The following is a 21,254-nucleotide window of genomic DNA, read 5'->3' as shown; positions in this document are numbered from 1 at the left end:
GGCACAGTAAATGATCAGAACCGGCGAGCAGTATCGCGATTCCATTCGTGACGGACGGCAAGTCTGGATCAATGGCGAACGCGTGAACGACGTGACTACCCACCCCATGTTCAAGCCGATCGTCGATATCCGTGCGCGGATCTACGACATGGCGCACGAGAAAGCGACGCAGGGCGTGATGAGCTATGTGGATGAAAAGACCGGCGAGCGCAACGCGATCGGCCTGAAGCTGCCGTACACGCAGCAGGACTGGCACGACAAGCGGCTGGCGGTGGATACCGTGCTCGACGACGTGGGCGGAATCGCAACGCGGGTGGGTGATGAAACCATCGGTGAGATGTGGTCGCTGTATGACGGCAAGGATGTGCTCAACGAAGTGGACCCGCGTTTTGCGGAGAATATCGAGCGCCATATTCGTCGCACGCTGCACGAGGATCCGTTTCATGTATCCGCAAACACAGACCCGAAGGGCGATCGCTCGAAGCCGCCCCAGGAGCAGGACCCGGACATGCTGCTGCACGTGGTGAAGGAAACCGATGCCGGCATTGTGGTGCGTGGCGCCAAGTATGAGACGGCGGCCGCCTATGCGAACCAGGCGTTCGTCAAGCCGACTATCGCGAACTGGGGCGACGCGAAACTCTCCGACTACGCGGTCGGGTTTATCGTCAACATGTCTGCGCCGGGACTCAAGTTTATCTGCCGCACGGGCTTCGCGGGCCGGGCGAATCCGGAGGACTACCCGCTCTCTAACCGCTGCGATGAAATCGATACGCTGCTGATCTTCGACAACGTGCTGATCCCGTGGGAAGACGTGCTGTTCTACCAGCACACGAAGGCCGCCACGTTTATTCGCGCCACGCTGCATCGCTATAGCGCATTTGCATTCGTTCAGCGCAACCTGCGTCTGGCCGACCTGATGATTGGTACGGCGCTGTTCAACGCGCGTCAGACCGGGCTCGAAAAGCAGCAGGCCGTGCAGGAGAAATTGTCCACACTCGCGGTGTACAGGGAGACCATCAATGCGCATTTGACAGCGTCTATTGCATGCGGCGAGCGTAGTCCTGCGGGGCTGATGATGCCCAATCAGTCGCTGCTTTATACGGGCCGCGTGCAAGCGTGTTCGCGGCTTCACGAGATGATGCATCTTGCCCGCGAGTTGTGCGGCGGCCAGATTTGCGTCACGCCAGATGCGGCGTCGTTTGCGAATCCCGAGATCAGCGACTGGCTCGACAAGTACTACACCGTCAATGAAAACTGGGTCTCCGACGACCGCCGCAAGCTGCTTGCGTTCGCCCGTGATTTACTGAATTCCGACTACGCCGGACATCGGCTGACGTTCCAGTTATTTGCCCAATCGCCGCCGTTCGCGCATCTGGGCGCCGTGTTCCGCAACTTCGATTTCGACAGTACGCTTGGTTACGTGAAGAAGGCCGCGAACCTGTCAGACCGTGTTGTTCAATCCAGCGCAGAGCCGCGGCTCAAGCGCGTTGTGTGAGGTGACTATGAGCCATACCCGCATCCGCAAATTCAATACTCGCGAGACTTACCCCGAGCAGAAACTGGATAATGACTTGTGCCAGGCGGTGGTCGCGAACGGTACGGTGTACTTGCGCGGCCAGATTGGGCAGGATCTGGATACGCGCGAATCGGTGGGTGTAGGCGACGTTGCCGTCCAAACCGAAAAAGCCATGGCGAACATTGCAATGCTGCTGGAGGAAGCTGGCAGCAAGCTCGAGGATATCTGCAAGATCACGGTATATCTCGTCGATGTCCGTTATCGCGAGGCAGTCTATACGGTGGTGGGCAAGTGGTTGAAGGGCGTGTATCCGGTCTCTACCGGGCTCGTGATCTCGGCGCTCGCGCGGCCCGAGTGGTTGGTCGAGATCGACGTGATTGCCGTCATTCCAAATAGTTGAGCGGAGTCTTCTCATGACCTTTTCACTGGCAGGCCGATGCGAGCGTACAGGCACGGTCGGTGGCATTGTGTGCAGCTCGAGCATAGCGGTGCCTAGCCGCTGCTTGTGGGCCAGCCCGCACGGCGTGGTGTTGAGCCAGAACGTGACCGATCCGCGCCTTGGTGTGCTTGGCCTGCAATTACTGGCGCAGGGATTCGGTGCGCAGAGTACTTTGCGGCAGTTGCAGGATGCACGGCCCTACGCCGAGTGGCGCCAGCTTGCGGTACTCGACGCCGACGGTTCGCGAGACGCGGTTACCGGTGCGAAAGGGCTTGGCACCATCGCGACGAAGGCGGGGCGTGATTGCATAGCGGCGGGCAATCTGCTTGCGCACGATGGTATCCCGGCCGCCATGGCCGAAGCGTTCGAAGCGTCTCACGCGAGTTCGCTCGCCGAGCGCTTGATCGTGGCGCTTGAAGCGGGCGCGGCGGCAGGCGGTGAGGCGGGACCGGTGCATTCGGCGGGCTTTTGCGTTTACGGGCGGGACGTCTGGCCGCTTGCGGAATTGCGGGTGGACTGGTCCGATGAACCTATCGCCGATTTACGCGCGCTCTGGCAGCGCTATGAACCGCAGATGAACGACTATGCGACGCGCGCAAAACGCCCTGAACAGGCGCCGTCGTATGGGGTACCTGGAGACCTCTAGCTTTCGTTCGCACTCGGGGTCGGGAGGTTATGGCAGGTTGTTAGGTTCCGGGGTTAGCGGTTGGAGTCAATGCCGGGTTGCTGCTTTCGGTGTTAGTGGTCTGCGTGAGTCGGATTTTCTCTTTATCACTATTAGCCACTGTGCGTGGCGGCACGTCATTTCTTTGTCCAAAGCGACAAAGAAACGAAGCAAAGAAAACGCTTTCAGAACGAGGGCTCATAAGTGTCCACAGCGTGCAGGCGGGGCGCTTGTGGTACCCGAAAAGCACGGTGCTCGCCAGAACGGTGGATGTCTGAACCCCTCCTTCTCGCGAATCCTGACACGAACACGCTTCGCCCCCAACGCTCTCGGGCAAGCACCAGTTGCCAAGGAACCCGCACGGCCTCACGTATTTTGACTGCCTCCGTTTCTTGGTGCGTTAGCTTCTCGGTTTGCGCTGTTATTTTCGCGGGTTACGGCCTGACGCATCCTGCGGCGTTGTTTCTTAGTACTACAGCCGTAGATATAAGGAAACTGGCGGTACGCAGCCTCGGCGCCGGTAATGGCACTGCAGGGCGCGGTATTGATGCCTGCGACGCCATATCGACCATGACAACACGTACTCGATGGAGTGAGCGCCGCGCCATAGGAGGCGGCAAAGCAGTCGGCGGATCTCCTGCACACTGAGCGGTACCAAACCTTCAGGTGTTTTTTTTGTCGCGCACCCGCAGGGTGACAAGCACGGCATGGGCCAACAAGGCCAGTGTGATGTGGCGATACCAGCCCTGCCATCGGCGTACCTCATATTGATCGAGCCCGCATTCGCCTTTGGTTGCTTCGAAGCCGATTTCGATTTCCCACCTGCGGCCCGCTACGTTGACCAGGATTTGCCGCGTGGCTTTGCTGCGCGGGGCGTATACGACGTAATACGCATGCTCGCGTTGCTCGTCCAGGCTGCGCCGCACCAGCAGGTAATGCCCGAAGCGGCGCTCTTCTGTGTTGATCTGCAGACGCCACAGCGGGGTGAGCGCCCAGTCATACAGGCGCTCGCCTTTGGCGCCGGCACCTGCTGACAGGCGTCGCCACGCCCGTGCCGGCAGGGCTTCGGCGATCTGGTCGGCCCGTACGTAGTCGGGACCCTGCCACCATAGAGGTTCGTTCTTCGCGACGGCCAGCACGAAGGACTGGCCGCGCGACTCCAGCCAGAGCCTCAGTTGACGGTCGCCGCCATAGACTTCATCACCCGTGACCCAGCCGCACGGCACACCTGCATCCAGCGTACGTTCAAGCATACTGCGCGCGAGTTGCGGCTTCGTTGCAAACTCCACCGACTCGGGAATGCCCGCTGCCTCGCAGCGCACACGGTCATCGGTCCACGCCTTGGGCACATACAGTTCGCGGTCGATAAACGCGCTGCCGCCACAACCGGCATAGCAGAGGAACACGCCGATCTGGCTATTCTCGATGCGGCCTGCAGTGCCACTGTACTGGCGTTGCACCCCGGCCGAGTGGAGCCCCTTCTTGACGAAACCGGTCTCATCCACGATCAGCACCGCGTCACGTTCGCCCAGTTGTTCAACAACATACTCCCGCAGTACATCGCGCGCGGCATCCGCATCCCACTGTGCCCGCTCCAACAGGTGCTGCACGCCGTCGGGTGTCGATTCACCGATCCACTCGGCGAGTTGCCAGCCGTTCTTGCGCTCGACCGTGCCCAGCAGGCCCTTCAGGTACGCGAGTGACCGCTGTCGGGGCTCGGGGCGCCTGAACAGTTCTCCTAGTCGATGGTGCAGCGCCTCCAACTCGTGCTCCCACGTTCTTGCAGTCGAGTGCATAGCTTTATCTGGTAGTTATCCTAAATACTATTAGTATAGTAAAAAATCTACGGCTGTAGTATTAGAGACGGTTTCAAAAAGACATGAAGGGGCTGTTAACTTCATGGACATGCTGTTAACCTTGGTCGTCATGACAACGAGGTCAAGGGGATGGACAAGCCAATCATTGACGACGAATTGTGGAAACGAATCGAACCCTTACTGCCACAGCCGAAGCCTCGACGCGAGAAGTACCCGGGTCGCAAACCGGTACCCGATCGCGCAGCATTGAGCGGCATTTTGTTTGTGTTGCGCACCGGACTGCGTTGGCGCGATCTACCCGCCGAAATGGGTTGCGGCTCTGGGGTGACCTGTTGGCGCCGCTTGCGAGACTGGCAAGAAGCAGGCGTGTGGGATCGACTGCACGAACTGCTGCTTGCCGAGTTACGTGCAGTCGACCAAATCGACTTCTCACGCGTGATTCTCGATTCGTCTTCCGTGCGGGCTATCGGGGCGGGCCAAAAACTGGGCCGAACCCCGTAGATCGTGGGCGACCAGGCTCCAAGCACCATGTCGCTACCGACGCAAATGGGGTGCCACTCTCGATCATCTTGACCGGTGCCAATCGCAATGACATCACACAATTGTTGCCGCTCATTGACGCGATTCCACCCATCCGAGGCATTCGCGGTCGCCCTTTGAAAAAGCCTCAAGTCGTCTACGCCGATCGCGGATACGACTCCGACGTACACCGGCAGAAATTGCGCGATCGGGGTATCAAACCCGTTCTTGCGAAGCGCCGCTCCGAGCATGGCAGTGGCCTCGGAAAATATCGATGGGTAGTTGAACGGACTCATGCATGGTTCCATAATTTCCATCGTCTTCGAGTGCGCTATGAACGACTTGCCAAGATCCATGAAGCCTTCCTGAAGTTCGCCGCTTGCCTCATCTGTTGGAGCGCCCTCAAGCGATCTGTTCAGCCTTTTTGAAACCGCCTCTTAGGTGGGTTTGGCTGCGAGGCCCGACATGCATACAAATTCGGAGGGCGGTTTACGCGGATAGCGCGGGGTGTTCCTTGGGCAGGTTCAGTCACTGGTGGCGAAGCGTGTGGGTATCCGTGTTCGGAGAAAGAGGGGTTCACACATCCGTGGCTCTGGCGAGCACCGTGCTTTTGGGGCACCCATGAATAGAAACTGCACGCTGTGGACACTTAAGGGTAGCGTGGTGTGAAAGCGTTTTCTTTGCTTCGTTTCTTTGTCGCTTTGGACAAAGAAATGACGTGCCGCCACGCACAGTGGCTAATAGTGATAAAGAAAATAGCCAACATATAACCCGCGAAGGCCCTGAAAGCAGCAACCCGGCATTGACCCCGACCACTAACGCCGCAAGCACCAGCCCCCAGCCCCCAGCCCCCAGCCCCCAGCACAGACACCGCCCGAGTGCGAACGACCCCGCCCTGATTCTGCGCCTTGTCTGCGCACTGAAAGGCGTGGCTAATTCTTGTCTAAGCATGGTGGCATAGCCTTCAGTTAGAGGGCGGCTTTAGCACGGCTTTAACCCATTCCTACGATGCGTCTTCCTGTGCCAGACGAGTTCTTGGAGACCAGTCGAACGTCGTACAAACCATTGCGATTCTCAATTACGCAGACGTTAAGGGTCTTTAACCAGTTAGTACGCTTGATCCGTTAGGATTTACTGAGAAATTTTCCGTAATCCAGCGAGGAGAGCAATCCTTTGGCATCGAAGACGGAGCTAAAAAGGTTCAGGTCAAACCTGGCCGACGAACTCGACAGTGCAGCGCTTTACGAAACGCTGGCGAACGTCGAGCAAGATGGTTCGAAGAAGGCCATTTATGCGGAACTCGCTGCGTCCGAGTTCAAGCACGCGCAAGTGTGGCGCGAGAAACTTCGGGCGAACGGAGTCAAGGTACGGACGCATCAGTACAGCGCCAAGACCCGGGTCATGCGGGCGCTCGTACGGCTCTTCGGACCGGATTTTGTACTGCGCACGGTTGCAGCCGCCGAATACGCGGACCGGGACAAATACGCTGGGCAACCAGATGCTGCGCAGATGGCCGAGGAAGAGCATCGGCATGCGGACATGGTGCAAAGCGTGGCGAATCACAAACGCCCGCAAAGGTCGAAGGGCGCGGAGATCGCCGACGCGGAGTCGTGGCACAAGGGCGTCTCGTCGGGCAACGATCTACGGGCGGCTGTACTCGGCGCGAACGACGGGCTGGTATCGAATTTTTGTCTGATCATGGGAGTAGCAGGCGCGGGGACCAACAACAAGACAATCCTGCTGACAGCCTTCGCCGGTCTGATCGCGGGTGCATGTTCCATGGCGCTGGGTGAGTGGCTTTCCGTGACCAATGCGCGGGAACTCGCACGCACCCAGATCGCCAAGGAAGCGGACGAGCTTGAACACACGCCTGACGCTGAGCGGCACGAACTTGCGCTCATCTATCAGGCAAAAGGGCTGGATGGCGATGAAGCGAAGCGGGTTGCCGCGCAGATCATGCGTGACAAGGACAAGGCGCTCGACACGCTGACACGTGAAGAACTCGGGCTCGATCCTGCGGAATTGGGCGGGAATCCGTGGTCCGCAGCCGGTGTTTCGTTTTGTCTGTTCTCGATAGGGGCAATTTTTCCGGCGATGCCGTTCCTATGGAGCAGCGGACTCGCGGCAATCATCCAGTGCGTTGCGTTAAGCGCACTGGCGCTCGCGGCAATCGGCGTGTTCACGTCGCTTTTCAACGGACGCGGCGCGGCGTTTTCGGCAGTGCGGCAGATCGTTATCGGGTGTATTGCGGCGGCGTTCACGTTCTGCGTGGGGCACTTGCTCGGAGTGTCAATATCCTGAGGGTTGCATGGGTTTGATTGCGGTAAGCGGGTGTTCGAGCTACGGACTTTTCGCGGAGCAACGTGATGAGCGCTAGAGCGACGAAAGTGCGCCTGATGCCTGTTGCGGGCATGACGGCCTTTGCGCTTCTAGCGGGCTTTTACGCGTACGGAACGTCAATGGGTACGGTCGCTTCTTTCTACAACACGCTAGGCAATGTCGTCGGTGTTTCAGTTGGCCTAGCGTTACCGGCTCTGGAGGCCATTCGCGCGAGACGTGCCATGTACACGCTCAGGCTTGAGCGTTTGCGTGAGACGGTCACCGTAGTCAACATCAGCCGCCGACTCGCCGATCAGGCGAGCGTTGCGCTGTGCCATGGTGCATGCGACGGAAGCTATTTCCAGACGACCTACAACCGCTCGCAGATCGAACATGCAATTCGGCTAGTCGATCAGATCGAGCCGGTTTCATCGACCCGACGAGGTGACGATGCGGTTGTCGACACGCGGCGTGATCTGCGTACGTTCTTCTCGGCTCTCCACAGTGCCGCGTCTGATTTCCAGGATTTCCAGGCAGTACCGGAACGGGTGATCGCGAGTCTGAGAGCGTCGTATGGCAATGTGGCGCATGACATCGATTGCCTGGAAACCGAGTGCCGGCGATTGGAGGAAAAAATCGATTTCTGGCACGTTGCGCGCAAAGTTTGAGCGCCGATGTTCAAGACGCGCAGCAGGGCGGCAGAGTCCTAATGGTCAGCATATTGGTGTTCGGCGCGTCGTTCGACATCGGTCGTTAAGCCGTTGACACTCGGGGATCGGCGCTTGCGCGCCAGCGCAAGCTGCCACGCAAAAAGTCCCGGGACGAACACGAGGAGATCGCGCAAACGTCGTGCGCCCGCGAGTGCGAGACTCACGGATGGATCGAGGCCCAACGCGCCCCCGATCAGAACGAAGCCACCTTCCTGAATGCCGAGCGCGCCGGGTACGAAGAACGCGGCGCTGCTGAGCGCTTGAATCAGCGATTCGAGCACAACAGCCTCAGCGAAACTGACCGGCGAACCGAGAAAATAAAGCGCCAGCCAGATCTCGAGAGACGTGGCGAGACACTGCAGCGGTTGCCAGATGAACAGATAGCGCAAGACAACCCCGTGTCTTCTCCAGATCAGCTTGATTGACTGGTCGATGCGTAGCGAGGGACCGGCTAGTGCCGCAATCTGGCCGCTTGTCAGGCGATTGAACAAGCGGGTCATTCTTTCGAACAGGTTGACGTGCTGGATCAATGCGAATCCTGCGAGGAGCGGCGCGAGCAGGGCGAGCCCCCAGAGCACGTCTACGGCAAGCTGGCGTTCACCGGGTGTGGCGTGGCCCAGCAGGAACGCTATGCCCACGAGCGTGAACACGAGCTGGCTGATCAGAGTGAGCTGCATGTCGACGACCAGGCTCGCCGCGGCAGTCGATGCCCGCAACCCGGCGCAGGTCAGCAACCGGAACGAAACGATCTCGCCGCCGATCCGCGCGACCGGAAGCAAGCTGTTGACCGACTCGCGAATCCAGACGAGCCGTAGCATGGCGGGCAGACCCGGGCGTCCCGTTCCCGTGATGAGCGTTTGCCAGTCGCGGGCATTGGCCAGCATCGGCAGGACATGGACTGCGGCGGCCAGGACAAGGCCGGGGCCCGCTGTGCGCAACAGCGCGAACACCGAGCGGGGATCTTCGCGCCACACTAGCGCTAGTGCCACGATCAGTCCAAGCGCAGCGATCGCACGGCCAATATATTTAGTCATGCGATGCAAGCGAAATATGATGAACGGTGAGCACCACGAACACGCCGAGGACTCGTCGCAAACGAAGGCTGGCATTGCGCATCAACAGTCACTTTTCCCCAAGTGGATAGAGCAGGCCATCGCGGCCGACTTTGAACTGGAAACCTCGCCAGAGTACCCGGGTCGAGAAAAAGCTGCTGACAAAAATGGCGAAGCAGACGAGATCCCATATTGGTAGTAACCATAGGTCCCCCGAAGCCTGGCCAAGCGCGTGGTCCAGTTGCAGTTTCAGCGCGAGCCGCGTGAACAGTGCCGCGAGCATGAGCGGCCATGTCCACACGGCGGCGCCGGATAAAGCGATCGCGAACAAGGCAAACGCAAGCGGATGCGTAAGCGCCGAGCCGAGGTGGCCGGCCGGATCGATTGTCCTGATCGTACGGCTCCAGCGCAGTTCGTGGGAGATCAGTTGTGAGGCGCTGGTCTCAACGCACGCATGCGTCACAATGATAGGAGGAACAACGACCTGTTCCCCCAGTTGCCGCACTGCTTCTCCAATGGCGTGGTCCTCGGCAAGATGATGAGTGAACTGTGAGAAGCCGCCAATTTTTTCAAGCGTCGCCCGGCGCAAGGCGATGGTCTGTCCGAAACAGGGCCGTGCAAGCCGGAGCGCCATGCCGACCACGACGCTGGGAAGGAACTGGTAGTTGCTCGCCTTGGCGGACAGGCGGGGCCAGAACCCGGCATCCGGCAGTCCACGATAAAGACAGGTGACCAAGCCAACCCCCGGCTTTTGCAACTCGCCGACAATACCGCGCAGGTAGCCGGGGCCGACCCCCACGTCGCTATCGGCGAACACCAGGATGTCATGCTGGGCGTTGGGCAGCATGTTGAGGATATTGCTCATCTTGCGGTTCGGGCCATACAGCCGGGAATCGACCACGATCGCAATCTCAGCCTGAGGGTGCAACTGCCGCAAGCGTTCCACCACGTCGAGCGCGGGGTCCGTCTTGTCGTGGACGCCGAAGAGGTACTGTACGGGGCCAGGATAATCCTGCTTGCAGAATCCCGACAAGTTTTCGAGCAGCGCCTGCTCATTCCCATGCAGAGGCTTGATGATGGTCACACCGGGAAACGAAATGGGCTCCGCGCAGGGGCGCGCAAGAAAGCGCCTCGTCAACGCCGCGGCAGCCAGCATGTACAGGATCCCGAAGACCGCGCTTGCGCCGCACACATAAGCTGCCCATCCAAGTGTTACATGCGCCATATGCGGGCTGGCGGCGTGGATGGCGAACGCGACCAGCAGGCCAGCGCCCGCCAGCCACGCGGATCTCACATACAGCCTTCGAAGCAGCCTTCGAAGCCTTCTGTGTTTCGGATCTGACAGGCCGGAAAACTGACCGGGCACGTCGGGCACGCCCGGGGTCATGCCTCGTGAGCCCGGAGAAACTTGAAGAACTCCACGCCTTCGCGCAAGCGCCGCTTCATCATCTCCCAGCTCATCAGCATTTCGCGGACGATTTCCCAGATCTTCGACGGCCGGAAATAAAAGCGCTTATAAAACTCTTCGAGGCCGTGATAAATCTCTTCGCGCGACAGATGCGGATAGCCGATCGCCGAAAGCTGGACGCCCTTTGAACTGACGAGATTGATGACCTTGTTTTCCTGCAGCCAGCCGTTGTCGACCGCTTGCTTGTACAAGGTCGTGCCGGGATAGGGCGCGGCAAGCGACACCTGGATGGTGTGCGGATTAATATCCTTCGCGTATTCGATGGTCTTCTGGATCGTCTCGCGGGTTTCGCCCGGCAGGCCAAGGATGAAGGTGCCGTGAATCTTGATGTCGAGCTTGCGGCAATCTTCACTAAAGCGCCTCGCGATATCGGTACGCAAGCCTTTCTTGATGTTAAGCAGGATCTGGTCGTCGCCCGACTCATAGCCGACCAGCAGCAAACGCAGGCCGTTCTCCTTCATGATCTTGAGCGTGGTGTAAGGCACGTTCGCTTTAGCATTGCAGGACCACGTGACGCCAAGCTTGCCGAGTCCGCGTGCGATCTCTTCCACGCGCGGCTTGAAGTCGGTGAAGGTGTCGTCGTCGAACATGATCTCCTTGACTTCAGGCATGTTGTCGCGAATCCACTTCACTTCCTCGAGCACGTTTTCCACGGTACGGGTGCGGTAACGATGTCCGCCGACCGTCTGCGGCCAGAGACAGAAGGTGCACTTCGACCTGCAGCCGCGCCCGGTGTAGATCGATACATACGGATGTTTCAAGTAACCAATAAAGTAGTTCTCGATCTTCAGGTCGCGCTTGTAAATGGGCGCGACAAACGGCAACTCGTCCATGTTCTCGAGAATCGGACGAGCCTCGTTGTGCATGATCCCGCCGTCGGCCAAGCGGTAGCTCAAGCCCGGAATCGACGCAAGCGGCAGACCATGCGCAATATCACGGCAAGTGAAGTCGAATTCCTCGCGGCACACGAAATCGATTGCTTCACTAGCCACGAGCGAATCGTGCGGGTCGACCGCGACCTTCGCGCCCACCATGCCCACGAGTACCGCCGGCTTTCTTTGCTTTAACTGCTCGGCGAACAGCGTGTCGGTCGGAAACGACGGCGTGCTCGTATGAATGACGACGAGGTCGTATTGTTCTGCGATGTCGAGCGATGCTTGCACCGAGAGGCCATCGGCGGGCGCATCGAGCAAACGGCTTCCTTCAATCAGCGCGGCCGGTTGCGCGAGCCATGTCGGGTACCAGAACGACCGGACTTCACGCTTTGCCTGATATCGCGAACCCGCTCCGCCGTCAAAACCGTCGTAAGAAGGGGCTTGGAGGAACAGTGTTTTCATGGGTACTCCGGAAAGGCGCGATGTGGGTAAATACAGGGACTGATTGGACGGAACGAACGTTACGGCCGTGTGATGAAAGGCTTATCCATTTCGAATGGAGCGGACGTTTCGCGATGGGTGTTGAATTCAGGTCTTGAGAGAAGTGGGGCGACAGTTTTCTTAATGGGAATGAAAGTTAGTCGATAGGTTGTAGTGATTTTTATCTGGTCGTGCTCCTGGTGAAAGGCGCACAAAGCCACTCGCGCATGCGAACATGTCGGCGGCGTGACAGAAGGGGAAAATGTTGATCGCAAGTATGTAAAAAATGTCGTGGTGCGGACCGTGGAAGTAAAATAGACCGCCATACTTAGCTGATAGTTAGGCAACCTGAACCTTTTGTAATCTTGGTTGTAACCTTGGCTGTAATCTCGTTTAACGGAAGGCACTCGCATGCGCATCCTGGTGGTAGAGGACGACGAGCTGATCGGTACTGCGATCGCTCGCGCACTACACGATGCGGCTTATGTCGCGGACTGGGTCATGGACGCACCCTCGGCAATGGGTGCGTTGCTCGGCCGCGAACATGACGCCGTGCTGCTCGACCTGAACCTGCCTCAAGGAGATGGCCTGAGCATCCTGCGCGACCTCCGCAAACGTGACGCGGATACGCCCGTCCTCATCATGACCGCGCGCGACGGCGTGGATGACCGTATCGAAGGATTGGACAGCGGGGCGGACGATTACCTGGTCAAGCCGTTCAATCTGAACGAAATGCTGGCGCGGCTGCGCGCGGCAACACGCAAGCTCGGCCACCACCCGGACGCCACGCTTTCAAGCGGCAAGCTGTCGCTCGATCCCCGCACGCTGGTCGCGGTATATAACGACGTCGAGTGCCGTTTGTCGGGTCGTGAGTTCGCGGTGCTGAGGGCGTTGCTCTCGCGTCCCGGCATCATTCTGTCGAGGAGCGAACTCGAGAACCGGGTCTACGGCTGGAACGAGCAGGTCGACAGCAATGCCGTCGAATACCTGATCCATGCAATTCGAAAGAAGATCGGGCATAGCGCGATTCGCAACATACGAGGTGTGGGATGGATGGTCGACAGGGACGAAAGCCACGCTCGCTGACAAGACAACTGACGTGGTCGATCATCGGCATCATTGTGGCGTTCGCATTGATGGGTGGCGCGCTGTCATTTGCTGGTGGGTACCGGGAAGCGAGCCGGCTGCAGGACAGCCATTTGCATGACATCGGCGTATTGATCAACAGCGGCAAGCTGATGCTCGCCGCCCCCACGGTGACGTGGCCCGACGCGCATGGCAACGGTATGTCGATGATCATTTCACGCGTGAGTCCCGGTGCATCCGGGACCAGCATCGAGGTGCCTTTACCGCGGCTCGATACCCTCGCTGAGGGGTTCCAGAATGTCGACTTCGAAGGCAGGCGCTGGCGCGTCAATGTGCAGACGTTGCAAGGCGGCGACCGCCTCCTGGTGGCCGAGCGCTCGACCATCCGGGACGAGATCGCTCATGACGGTTCGCTGCGAACGCTGCTGCCCATGCTCGCGCTGACGCCGCTTCTGCTGATTGTGATCGCGCTGATCACTCGCGGTGCGTTAGCGCCCGTGCGCCGCCTTGCAGCAATCGTGGACGGGCAAGACGAGGTCACGCTCGACGCGTTGTCGGAGTTCGGAATCCCGAAGGAGTTGCTGCCCTTCATCCGCTCGATCAATCGCCTGATCAGCAGGCTCAAGGACGCAATGGCGCAGCAGCGGCGGTTTATCGCCGACGCTGCGCACGAGCTGCGCTCGCCGCTGGCCGCGCTGACGTTGCAGGCCGAGAGTCTCACGGCGGCCACCGACCCGGAGGACGAACGAGCGCGGCTGGCGGCCTTGCAGGCTGCCGTGCATCGCACTGCGAGACTGGTCGAACAACTGCTCGCGTTGGCCCGTTCGCAGCATGCAGCCGCGCCTGCGCATTCCCTCGTGTCGCTTCACCGGCTTGCCACAGATGCGATCCAGGACGCGGTCAACGTAGCCAATGCGAAAAACGTGGATCTCGGACTCAAGCACGTGGACGACATCCAGGTCGACGTGGACGCGTCGGCTGTCACCATTGCACTGCGCAACCTGGTAGACAATGCGGTGAGGTATGTGCCCGAAGGCGGCAAGGTTGACGTTGCCGTGGTGAATCGCGAAGGCTATCTTGTCTGCAGCGTCAAGGACTCGGGACACGGTGTTCCCGATGACCAGCTTGTCCGTGTGACCGAGCGGTTTTATCGCGTGCCGGGGACTGTGTCCAGCGGAAGCGGGCTCGGTCTTTCAATCGTTTCCGAGATTGCTCGCCGCAACGGCGGACGCCTTGAATTGCAGAACGCCAGCGATGGTTTTCATGCGATTTATTATCATTTGCTTTAGCGCGCGATGACGCGTGGGTTGCAAGGATCGGGCGTCTCCTAAGTCTGCGCTAAGGCATCCGTTTTATTAACAGGTAGTCCGGGTTCCGTTCGCTCTTGCGGGCCGCAACGTGGACAAACCACGTGAACGGTCACCGCCCAACAAAACATCCTCTTTAGCCCCTCCTCGATGCAAACAAGCGAAACCCTCGCCTTCAGTGCGCCCGCCAGGCTTTTTCACTGGCTTACTGTGTTGTTGCTGGTCGTGCAGTACGTTATCGGCTGGCTGATGCCAAATGTTCATCACGACACGCAGCCGGTCGGTTTGATCGGGCTCCATTTGTCTTTCGGCGCAACGATCGTGTTGCTGGTACTGATGCGGCTCGCATGGCGTGTCAGTCACAAGCCGCCCGCTGAATCGAGCGTCCTGCCGCCGTCAATGAGATTGGCCGCCAAGCTTACCCACGGGTTGCTTTACGTGTTGCTGATCGCGCTGCCGTTGATGGGATGGGCGAACGCTTCGGCACGTGGTTGGGCCGTGTCGCTGTTCCATGTAGTGCCGCTGCCTGCGCTTGCTGCCACAGGTTCAGCGCTTGGGCATGCGCTTGGCGACGTCCATAAGCTCACCGCGTGGGTCCTGCTGGTTCTCATTGGACTGCACGTGCTGGCTGTGTTGTTCCACCAGTTCGTCATCCGTGATGGCACGCTGGGCAGGATGCTGCCCGGCGTGCGCAAGATGCGCTGAGAGATCTGGTTCATCAAAACGAGGCTGCTCTCCCGCAGCCTTGAAGGCGCCTGCCGCGATCTAGCTGATCTTCCTCGCGACTTCCTTGGCCAGCAATCTTTGCGCTTGCCGATCGCCGCCGCCCGCTTCTTTCGCCGTGGTCGCGGCTGATTCAGTTGCTTCCGCCAGTGCAGCGCGTCCCGCATTGCTAATGCTGACCGTTGACGACGCCTGCGGAGCTGCCGCGCTCGCTGCGGGGGGCTTGCTGGCTGGGCTGGCTACGGTCGTTGCGGGTGCAGACGCCGTTGAAGCTGCGGCAGTTGCCGGCGGCGACGCGGGCTGGGTGAGTGGGTTGACGTTCATTTAGCTGTTCTCCTGGATAGGTAAGTTGCGGTAATGCATACGGTCTATCGGCGGTTTTGGCTTCGTATTGAGCGGTATATTTTTTTATTACTGGATTCACTTAAGCAAGCCTTAAGCAAATATTGAAGCCGATGTGCTATTACGATCAAGGTATGGTGATTAGGATCGCGAATCGATTGATGGGTAAAAAATTATCGACTGATAGTTGGCTTAAGCAAGCCTTAAGCATTGGTTTGTTACGCCTGCCGAACCCGTTGGAGACCGGCTGTTGCAGCAGGCTATCAAGGTTGTCGAGGGTCTCGCGGGGTGTTGCGGGGTTATCGCGGGGTTATCGTGTCACCCAGCCGCGCCGGATCAGCGGTCCGAACAACGGCCTATACGCAAGCATCGCGGCCCGAACGACCGGGACTGCGAACCAGCGGCCCGTGAGTGCACAAACCCACGCGCTGATTCCCGACACGAGCGCCGCGCCCGCTATATCGAAGGGGAAATGGACGCCGATATAGATCCGCGCCCATGCCATTGGCAGGCCAAGAAGCGCGAGAACCGATCCCGCGCGACGTGCTTCGGGGTGCATCAGCAGGCTGAATGCGACCGCCCACAAGAACGTCAGATGGTCGCTGGGAAACGATGAATCCGCTCCGTGCAAAATCAGCGTATGACCAAGGCCAATCATGAAAGGCCGCGGATGTGGCCACATCACGCCAATGATCTGCGCGGCCAGTAAGGCAAGCAGCGCTGACGCGCTTGCCTCGATCAGTCGCGGCCGCTCGAGGTCATTGCCGCGCAGCCAGCGCGCGACGAGCGTGGCGGGTACGAGCCAGATAGCGTATTCGCCGAACAGCATGGCCAATGCCACGACGACAGAGTCTGGCTGAGCCGATGCGTTGATCAACAAAAAGAGAGTGTGGTTCAGTGCTTCCATAGCCGGCGATAAATGGGTGGATGTTCGGCGAGCTTATCGTCGCAGGCTTAGCGGACGCTTATGGAGGCGGGAATAAAGGTTTAGTTTCGTCGCAGGAAATGCGTGGCGACGAATCGCCTACCCATTAGCGAACCCGAGCGAACCCGAGCGAACCCGAGCGAACCCGAACTGAGCCTCGCGGCACGGTTCGATCACGCAGATAACAAGCTTGTAATCGCTGCGTCAGGGTGCGGTGATCGCTCGTTGCACAAAATGAAGTCCCGCTCTCCGCCGTTTTGCGGCGATGAGTCGATGTGTCGATGTGTCGATCGATGAGTCAAGGGCTTCAATCATGGTGACTGGAGCCACATTTATAGAGGTCTGCTTATCATGAAAAAGCTTATATGTGCATTGCTGACTGCCGTTTTGATTATTCCGGCCGTATCGTTCGCGCAAACCAGCAATGGTCCCGGTACGCGTGCCGAAGTACGCGCTGAACTTGTTCAGTTAGAGCGCGCGGGCTACCAGCCCGAAGCCAAGCAAATTCATTATCCCGATGAGATACAGGCCGCAGAACAACGCGTGCAAGCGAGCAATAACGCGTATGCATCGGAGAGCGGTGCACACGGAAGCAGTGCGGTGGCAGCGGCTACGGCTACCGCGTCACCGCGCACTGATGCTGCGAACTAGGGCTGGGTGAACAGGGCTGGACCATCGGCCAAGAGGGGCGCGGGTCGCATCGATCCACTCGATGCGGCCTTCTCGTTGCAGCTTCAGAAGAACACCCTTGCAACAACGCGGCTAGTTGTACCCAAGTATTGCAACGGCGGTAATGTCGGCACGATCGGAGACGTTGCAGGCTAGCACGGTCATGGGCGCCTGGAGCATCGACACATAGGACGAGCATTGTTTTTCAGTTTTGGGTACTCCCTTGGATACCTTGCTACGGCTTCCTGCAAGCGACGAGGTCACGGCATTGAGATGATTGAACGTCTTCATGTTGAACACCACTTCGTTTAGTTATCGGCGAAAACAACGGCGTACCCCGGTAGACATATGCGCAATGGCGCAATCCCGAGACTAAACACCGGACAGCCGCAGTTCGTGTTCTTCCAGTAGGCGCCAACTGCCAGGTTCAGGACATTGGTAGTGTTACCAATGCGGGCGCGCAAACCTGCTCCGGCTGGGCCAGCGTGGCTCTGAGTGTCGTTAAGCGTATGTTTAGGGCAACAGTATTGAAGGCACGCAAGGGCGAGCGCAGGTGGTCCGCGTTTGATACGGCACGTAGCGAACGCTAGAGGTTTAACCGGAATCCGATTACGGTCAAAGTTTGCACAACATCACCACCTAAGATCCGTTGATGTCAGCGACTTGTGCCTCGCAAGTCGGATACGTTACAAGAATGACCACGTGAACAGCGATGCGGTATCACGCGCGATGCATACGTGGCGTGCTGCTTTCCGAAGGTGTTGCCGTTCTGCAAAGCAAGGCGCGAGGTGCGAGATGGAAAGGAAACTCGCGTTGCGTCGAATCGCCCCGCGTGATCTCAAGACCGGATTCGCCCCGGCGTAGCGGCTTTTATTCTGTCAGCGGACGGTTCGACGTCGCTTCAGGATCTTCGCCGAATCCTGCAGTCTCCCTCTCGCCCTCGTCCACTCCGCTTTCACCCTGTGCGGCATCTTCGAGACCTAGTTGCCGCCGTGCTTTCTCCCAATACTCGTCTGCGCGTCCATCGGGACTACCGTCTTGTTCCCAAAGATGGAACGCCAGCGTGCGAATCTGCTCTTCCGACATTTGGACGTCCATAGTCTGCCCCGTAAAAAGTGAGTTTCCGATCCGAAAAACGCCAGTCAACGCAAAGCGCGACCGCGCCAAGCTCGCTTGAGCTTAACGACGTTGGCAGCAATTTTCGTGACACCGGAAGACTTAAGCTGCGGCGCGGGTGATGGCGGGGATTGTCGGGGAGGGTTGAAATACGTGGCGAACGGCGACGCGGCGGTACAAGCCGCAATTAAGGTATGAGGAATGAATCGCTAGAGGGCGCTGGCGATCTGCGGGCAGGCTCCCCGAAATTGGCCGCATGAGCGCGGACCCGTTGCGCACAAATAGGTGATGAAAGACCATATCAATACGGCCGCTGTTCACAAGCGGCCGCTATCACCCGCCTTGGCCACGCCGGGCGGCGCATCGCCCGGGTACTTCAAGTACTAAAAAATCACATATACCTTGCGCATGGCTTCTTCCACTTCCCACAGCCCTTCGGTGTTCGCTTCGAAAAATAGCGTGTCGCCGCTGGTGAAGTGAATGGTGTCTTCGCCGTCCGGTGTAAAGCGACCGCGTCCGGCGAGGAAATGCATCACTTCCGCCTGCTTCACCGAGCGCCGATACGTTCCCTCCGTACATTCGAAAATACCGGTATCAATCGCTTCGCTGCCTTTGATCACGCGCTGCACGCCCGAGACTTTGAGCGGCGTCGTGCCGGGCAAACCGGCGGTGCCCCAATCCTCGAGATTTTGCAGGCTCACGCTCTGCTTGATTTGCTGAACCTTCATGTGGACCTTATTAATTCGTTGTTCGTGACGTCAAGCCGCGGTATTGCGTTCTACTGTTCGCTCGATCTTGCCCAGGCGAACGACGGTCACGCCCGGGCGCAACTGCCGCAGCGACGGCATCACCAGCATGCAGTTGTCGTAAGGCGTGTAGATCGGCTCTCCGTTCGACCAGCCGATCACGCTACCCGCTTGGGGGAAAATTTCCAGACCGGTGTAAGGCGCGGCAAAGCGAAAATCCATGCTCTTTGCCACGACCGGTTGCGTCACCCGCACAACGTGCATGGTCTGCGGCAAGGGTGCGAGCCAATCGCCGGGCAAGTCTGCACTGTCGACCACGCCGGATAGCAGCAGGAAGCGCGCCGTGGTATCGCGGGCGACGGTGACAGCGCTGCGCTCCCAATGCTGTCCGCATTCGATCAGCAACGCGTTCTTCGGGCTGCCGGCATCGCCGAAACCTTCGTAGTCGCGCATGCGGCGGCCTTCGGGATGACCTTCATCGCAGATCACCGTGGCCGGCGTGCCGAGTTGCAACGACAAGTCGATACCCTTGTCTAGCGGACCTGCAACAATCAGCGGCTTGCTGCGTTCGTGCATTGAATGGAGGTCTAGCAAGGCATCCACGGTATCGATGACCGGACGCATTTCGCGAGCCCTTGCAAGCTCGCTTGAAGTACGCGATGTGTCGTCGAGTACCTTGCTGGTCCACACGCGGTTGAAGTCCTGATCGACGAAACGCGCGGCATCGGGATTCGACGGATCGAAGCTCGCATATGCCGCGACGTTCGCGAACGAGAGCGTCAGGCGGCCGCGCCGTGGCCGCAATTTCAAGCGCAGCAACGCATCCACCACAATCGCGCCGCACACCTCATTGCCGTGCGTCAACGCGTTGATCATCACGTGCGGTCCCGGCACACCGGAGTCGAACGTGTGCACGTAGGGAATGCCTGACCCGGACTCCGCATGCACCGAGATATCGGGGAACGTAACCTCGATCGGATAGTGTTCGGCCGGCGTGCTCATGCGAGATTCCCCTGGCAGAGATACTTGATGGAGAGATAGTCATCGAGGCCGTACTTCGATCCTTCGCGGCCATAACCCGATTCTTTCACGCCGCCGAAGGGCGCTGCTTCGCTCGACAGTGCGCCTTCGTTGATGCCCACAATGCCAGCCTGCAGCGCTCGCGACACACGGTCGATGCGGCGCACATCCTGGCTATAGAAATACGAAGCGAGACCAAACGGCGTGTTGTTGGCGGCTTCAATGGCCTCGGCTTCATCGTCGAAACGGAACAGCGGTACGACCGGTCCGAAGGTTTCTTCGCCACACAGGAGCATGTCGTGATTGGCATCGGCGAGCACGGTCGGCGCGTAGTAATTCGGGCCGAGTTCAGGAAGGCGTTTACCTCCGGCGAGCACGCGCGCACCATGCGCAAGGGCGTCTTCTACGTGGCGGGCGATCTTGTCGAGCGCGCGGATGTTGATCATCGGACCGATCTGCGCGTCGGGGTCGGTAGCCGGTGCGACCTTCAATTCGGCAACGCGGCGGCTCAGCATCTCGGCGAATTTATCGTACACGCCCGCTTGTACGTACACGCGGTTCGGGCACACGCAGGTCTGTCCGCCATTGCGGAACTTGGAGGCGAGAAGGCCCGTGACGGCGGCGTCGAGATCGGCGTCATCGAAGACAATGAACGGTGCATTGCCACCCAGTTCCAACGATAACTTCTTGAGCGTCCCCGCCGATTCACGCGCCAGATACTTGCCTACGGGTGTGGAGCCAGTGAACGTGATCTTGCGTACGCGTGAGTCTTCAAGCCAGTCCGCAACGGTCGCGATCGCGTGATCCCGCGAGGCCGTGATGAGGTTCAGCACGCCCGCCGGCACACCGGCTTCGTGGGCGAGCAAGACCAATGCCGACGCAGTCAGCGGCGTGTCCTCAGCGGGCTTGGCGACCACCGTGCAGCCGGCCGCGAGCGCCGGTGCGATCTTGCGCGCGATCATCGCGAGCGGGAAATTCCACGGCGTGATGGCGGCGACAATGCCAATGGGTTCCTTCACCGCCGTCATGCGCTTGCCGCGTTGCTGCTGCGGAATGATGTCGCCGTAGATGCGCGTGGCTTCGTCGGCGAACCAGGCGACATACGACGCGCCATACGCCACTTCGCCCCGGCCTTCGGCTAGCGGCTTGCCTTGTTCCAGCGAGATCAGTGCGCCGAGCGCGTCCTGATTCGCCATGATCAGCGCGTTCCATTTATGCAGGATCGTCGCGCGTTCTTTCGGCAGCAAGTCGCGCCATGCGGGCAGCGCGCGAGCGGCTGCGTCCGTGGCGGCGCGGGCGTCGGCGGGGCTGCTGTCGGCGACTTGCGTGATGACCGTGCCGGTGGCCGGATCGGTGACGGCGAAGCGCGCGCCGTCAGCGGCCGCGCGCCATTGACCATCGATGAAATTATCCGACCGGATCAACTCCTTCAGTTCGAACTGGCGTGTCATAAGTCCATGC

The 21,254-nt window shown here is 59.3% G+C and carries 19 protein-coding genes and 1 pseudogene; 10 read left to right on the top strand and 10 right to left on the bottom strand.

Going from position 1 to position 21,254, the window contains the following annotated elements; translation table 11 throughout:
• Nucleotides 1–10: 10 nt before the first annotated feature.
• Genes SBC1_RS18860 through SBC1_RS18850 form a run of 3 tightly spaced genes read left to right on the top strand, consistent with a single transcriptional unit; the run spans nt 11 to nt 2,601 of the window.
• Nucleotides 11–1,495: a 4-hydroxyphenylacetate 3-hydroxylase family protein gene (locus tag SBC1_RS18860; protein ID WP_165099472.1), complete on the top strand. Its 1,485-nt coding sequence runs from the start codon at nt 11–13 to the stop codon at nt 1,493–1,495.
• 7 nt (nt 1,496–1,502) lie between these two features.
• Entirely contained in the window at nt 1,503–1,916 is a 414-nt protein-coding gene (locus tag SBC1_RS18855) for a RidA family protein (RefSeq protein ID WP_165099475.1), read from the top strand.
• Nucleotides 1,917–1,929: 13 nt separating this feature from the next.
• Nucleotides 1,930–2,601 (top strand): DUF1028 domain-containing protein, encoded by a 672-nt coding sequence (locus SBC1_RS18850; RefSeq protein WP_165099478.1) that lies wholly within the window; start codon nt 1,930–1,932, stop codon nt 2,599–2,601.
• Nucleotides 2,602–3,091: 490 nt separating this feature from the next.
• Here the strand turns inward: SBC1_RS18850 and SBC1_RS18845 are convergent.
• Nucleotides 3,092–4,415: pseudogene (locus SBC1_RS18845) on the bottom strand (IS701 family transposase).
• A gap of 150 nt (nt 4,416–4,565) precedes the next feature.
• On the opposite strand from SBC1_RS18845, the gene SBC1_RS18840 reads away from it, so the two are divergent.
• From SBC1_RS18840 to SBC1_RS18830, 3 genes are all read left to right on the top strand, one after another.
• Nucleotides 4,566–5,383, top strand: a protein-coding gene (locus SBC1_RS18840) for an IS5 family transposase (protein WP_243830307.1) whose coding sequence is annotated in 2 segments (ribosomal slippage) — nt 4,566–4,914 and nt 4,914–5,383 — 819 coding nt in all. Because the reading frame shifts where the segments join, the coding sequence is not laid out codon by codon here.
• Nucleotides 5,384–6,128: 745 nt separating this feature from the next.
• Nucleotides 6,129–7,256 (top strand): VIT1/CCC1 transporter family protein, encoded by a 1,128-nt coding sequence (locus SBC1_RS18835; RefSeq protein WP_165099487.1) that lies wholly within the window; start codon nt 6,129–6,131, stop codon nt 7,254–7,256.
• Nucleotides 7,257–7,321: 65 nt separating this feature from the next.
• Entirely contained in the window at nt 7,322–7,942 is a 621-nt protein-coding gene (locus SBC1_RS18830; protein ID WP_165099490.1) for a hypothetical protein, read from the top strand.
• 38 nt (nt 7,943–7,980) lie between these two features.
• Here the strand turns inward: SBC1_RS18830 and SBC1_RS18825 are convergent, their stop codons facing one another.
• The 3 genes from SBC1_RS18825 to hpnJ all read right to left on the bottom strand — a co-directional run bounded on the left by SBC1_RS18825 (nt 7,981) and on the right by hpnJ (nt 11,841).
• Nucleotides 7,981–9,018 (bottom strand): lysylphosphatidylglycerol synthase domain-containing protein, encoded by a 1,038-nt coding sequence (locus SBC1_RS18825; protein ID WP_165099497.1) that lies wholly within the window; start codon nt 9,016–9,018, stop codon nt 7,981–7,983.
• An 88-nt stretch (nt 9,019–9,106) separates the two neighbouring features.
• Nucleotides 9,107–10,261: a bacteriohopanetetrol glucosamine biosynthesis glycosyltransferase HpnI gene (gene hpnI / locus SBC1_RS18820; protein WP_165101519.1), complete on the bottom strand. Its 1,155-nt coding sequence runs from the start codon at nt 10,259–10,261 to the stop codon at nt 9,107–9,109.
• Between the two features lie 158 nt (nt 10,262–10,419).
• Nucleotides 10,420–11,841, bottom strand: a complete 1,422-nt coding sequence (hpnJ, locus tag SBC1_RS18815; RefSeq protein WP_165099508.1) for a hopanoid biosynthesis associated radical SAM protein HpnJ — start codon at nt 11,839–11,841, stop codon at nt 10,420–10,422.
• Nucleotides 11,842–12,270: 429 nt separating this feature from the next.
• Here hpnJ and SBC1_RS18810 point away from each other — a divergent pair, with 429 nt between their 5' ends.
• From SBC1_RS18810 to SBC1_RS18800, 3 genes are all read left to right on the top strand, one after another.
• Nucleotides 12,271–12,945: a response regulator transcription factor gene (locus SBC1_RS18810; RefSeq protein WP_165099511.1), complete on the top strand. Its 675-nt coding sequence runs from the start codon at nt 12,271–12,273 to the stop codon at nt 12,943–12,945.
• The gene (locus SBC1_RS18805; RefSeq protein WP_165099514.1) at nt 12,909–14,234 is read left to right on the top strand and encodes an ATP-binding protein; all 1,326 of its coding nucleotides are present in this window, start codon (nt 12,909–12,911) and stop codon (nt 14,232–14,234) included. Before SBC1_RS18810 ends, SBC1_RS18805 begins: the two co-directional genes overlap by 37 nt.
• A gap of 168 nt (nt 14,235–14,402) precedes the next feature.
• Nucleotides 14,403–14,957 (top strand): cytochrome b, encoded by a 555-nt coding sequence (locus tag SBC1_RS18800; RefSeq protein WP_165099519.1) that lies wholly within the window; start codon nt 14,403–14,405, stop codon nt 14,955–14,957.
• A gap of 60 nt (nt 14,958–15,017) precedes the next feature.
• Here the strand turns inward: SBC1_RS18800 and SBC1_RS18795 are convergent, their stop codons facing one another.
• Nucleotides 15,018–15,299: a hypothetical protein gene (locus SBC1_RS18795; protein WP_165099522.1), complete on the bottom strand. Its 282-nt coding sequence runs from the start codon at nt 15,297–15,299 to the stop codon at nt 15,018–15,020.
• Nucleotides 15,300–15,627: 328 nt separating this feature from the next.
• Entirely contained in the window at nt 15,628–16,224 is a 597-nt protein-coding gene (locus SBC1_RS18790) for an undecaprenyl-diphosphatase (RefSeq protein ID WP_165099529.1), read from the bottom strand.
• 369 nt (nt 16,225–16,593) lie between these two features.
• Between SBC1_RS18790 and SBC1_RS18785 the strand changes: the two genes are divergently transcribed.
• The gene (locus SBC1_RS18785) at nt 16,594–16,893 is read left to right on the top strand and encodes a DUF4148 domain-containing protein (protein WP_165099532.1); all 300 of its coding nucleotides are present in this window, start codon (nt 16,594–16,596) and stop codon (nt 16,891–16,893) included.
• 888 nt (nt 16,894–17,781) lie between these two features.
• Here the strand turns inward: SBC1_RS18785 and SBC1_RS18780 are convergent.
• The 4 genes from SBC1_RS18780 to SBC1_RS18765 all read right to left on the bottom strand — a co-directional run bounded on the left by SBC1_RS18780 (nt 17,782) and on the right by SBC1_RS18765 (nt 21,244).
• Nucleotides 17,782–18,009, bottom strand: a complete 228-nt coding sequence (locus SBC1_RS18780) for a DUF2934 domain-containing protein (RefSeq protein ID WP_165988971.1) — start codon at nt 18,007–18,009, stop codon at nt 17,782–17,784.
• 401 nt (nt 18,010–18,410) lie between these two features.
• On the bottom strand, nt 18,411–18,755 hold the full coding sequence (locus SBC1_RS18775) for a cupin domain-containing protein (protein ID WP_165099535.1): 345 nt from the start codon (nt 18,753–18,755) through the stop codon (nt 18,411–18,413).
• 30 nt (nt 18,756–18,785) lie between these two features.
• Nucleotides 18,786–19,775: a succinylglutamate desuccinylase/aspartoacylase family protein gene (locus SBC1_RS18770; RefSeq protein ID WP_165099538.1), complete on the bottom strand. Its 990-nt coding sequence runs from the start codon at nt 19,773–19,775 to the stop codon at nt 18,786–18,788.
• Nucleotides 19,772–21,244: an NAD-dependent succinate-semialdehyde dehydrogenase gene (locus tag SBC1_RS18765; protein WP_165099541.1), complete on the bottom strand. Its 1,473-nt coding sequence runs from the start codon at nt 21,242–21,244 to the stop codon at nt 19,772–19,774. Before SBC1_RS18765 ends, SBC1_RS18770 begins: the two co-directional genes overlap by 4 nt.
• Nucleotides 21,245–21,254 lie beyond the last annotated feature (10 nt).

The sequence above is a fragment of the Caballeronia sp. SBC1 genome (assembly GCF_011493005.1).
GTDB lineage: Bacteria > Pseudomonadota > Gammaproteobacteria > Burkholderiales > Burkholderiaceae > Caballeronia.
The sequence above is the reverse complement of the archived record's forward strand: the minus strand, read 5'-3'. Positions and strand labels throughout refer to the sequence as shown.

Coding starts and splice junctions, on each gene's coding strand:
- SBC1_RS18855 (WP_165099475.1), top strand. CDS start 1,503: ATGAGCCATACCCGCATCCGCAAATTCAATACTCGCGAGACTTACCCC.
- SBC1_RS18860 (WP_165099472.1), top strand. CDS start 11: ATGATCAGAACCGGCGAGCAGTATCGCGATTCCATTCGTGACGGACGG.
- SBC1_RS18805 (WP_165099514.1), top strand. CDS start 12,909: ATGGATGGTCGACAGGGACGAAAGCCACGCTCGCTGACAAGACAACTG.
- SBC1_RS18810 (WP_165099511.1), top strand. CDS start 12,271: ATGCGCATCCTGGTGGTAGAGGACGACGAGCTGATCGGTACTGCGATC.
- SBC1_RS18790 (WP_165099529.1), bottom strand. CDS start 16,224: ATGGAAGCACTGAACCACACTCTCTTTTTGTTGATCAACGCATCGGCT.
- SBC1_RS18825 (WP_165099497.1), bottom strand. CDS start 9,018: ATGACTAAATATATTGGCCGTGCGATCGCTGCGCTTGGACTGATCGTG.
- SBC1_RS18785 (WP_165099532.1), top strand. CDS start 16,594: ATGAAAAAGCTTATATGTGCATTGCTGACTGCCGTTTTGATTATTCCG.
- SBC1_RS18770 (WP_165099538.1), bottom strand. CDS start 19,775: ATGAGCACGCCGGCCGAACACTATCCGATCGAGGTTACGTTCCCCGAT.
- SBC1_RS18800 (WP_165099519.1), top strand. CDS start 14,403: ATGCAAACAAGCGAAACCCTCGCCTTCAGTGCGCCCGCCAGGCTTTTT.
- SBC1_RS18775 (WP_165099535.1), bottom strand. CDS start 18,755: ATGAAGGTTCAGCAAATCAAGCAGAGCGTGAGCCTGCAAAATCTCGAG.
- hpnI (WP_165101519.1), bottom strand. CDS start 10,261: ATGGCGCATGTAACACTTGGATGGGCAGCTTATGTGTGCGGCGCAAGC.
- SBC1_RS18850 (WP_165099478.1), top strand. CDS start 1,930: ATGACCTTTTCACTGGCAGGCCGATGCGAGCGTACAGGCACGGTCGGT.
- SBC1_RS18780 (WP_165988971.1), bottom strand. CDS start 18,009: ATGGACGTCCAAATGTCGGAAGAGCAGATTCGCACGCTGGCGTTCCAT.
- hpnJ (WP_165099508.1), bottom strand. CDS start 11,841: ATGAAAACACTGTTCCTCCAAGCCCCTTCTTACGACGGTTTTGACGGC.
- SBC1_RS18830 (WP_165099490.1), top strand. CDS start 7,322: ATGAGCGCTAGAGCGACGAAAGTGCGCCTGATGCCTGTTGCGGGCATG.
- SBC1_RS18765 (WP_165099541.1), bottom strand. CDS start 21,244: ATGACACGCCAGTTCGAACTGAAGGAGTTGATCCGGTCGGATAATTTC.
- SBC1_RS18795 (WP_165099522.1), bottom strand. CDS start 15,299: ATGAACGTCAACCCACTCACCCAGCCCGCGTCGCCGCCGGCAACTGCC.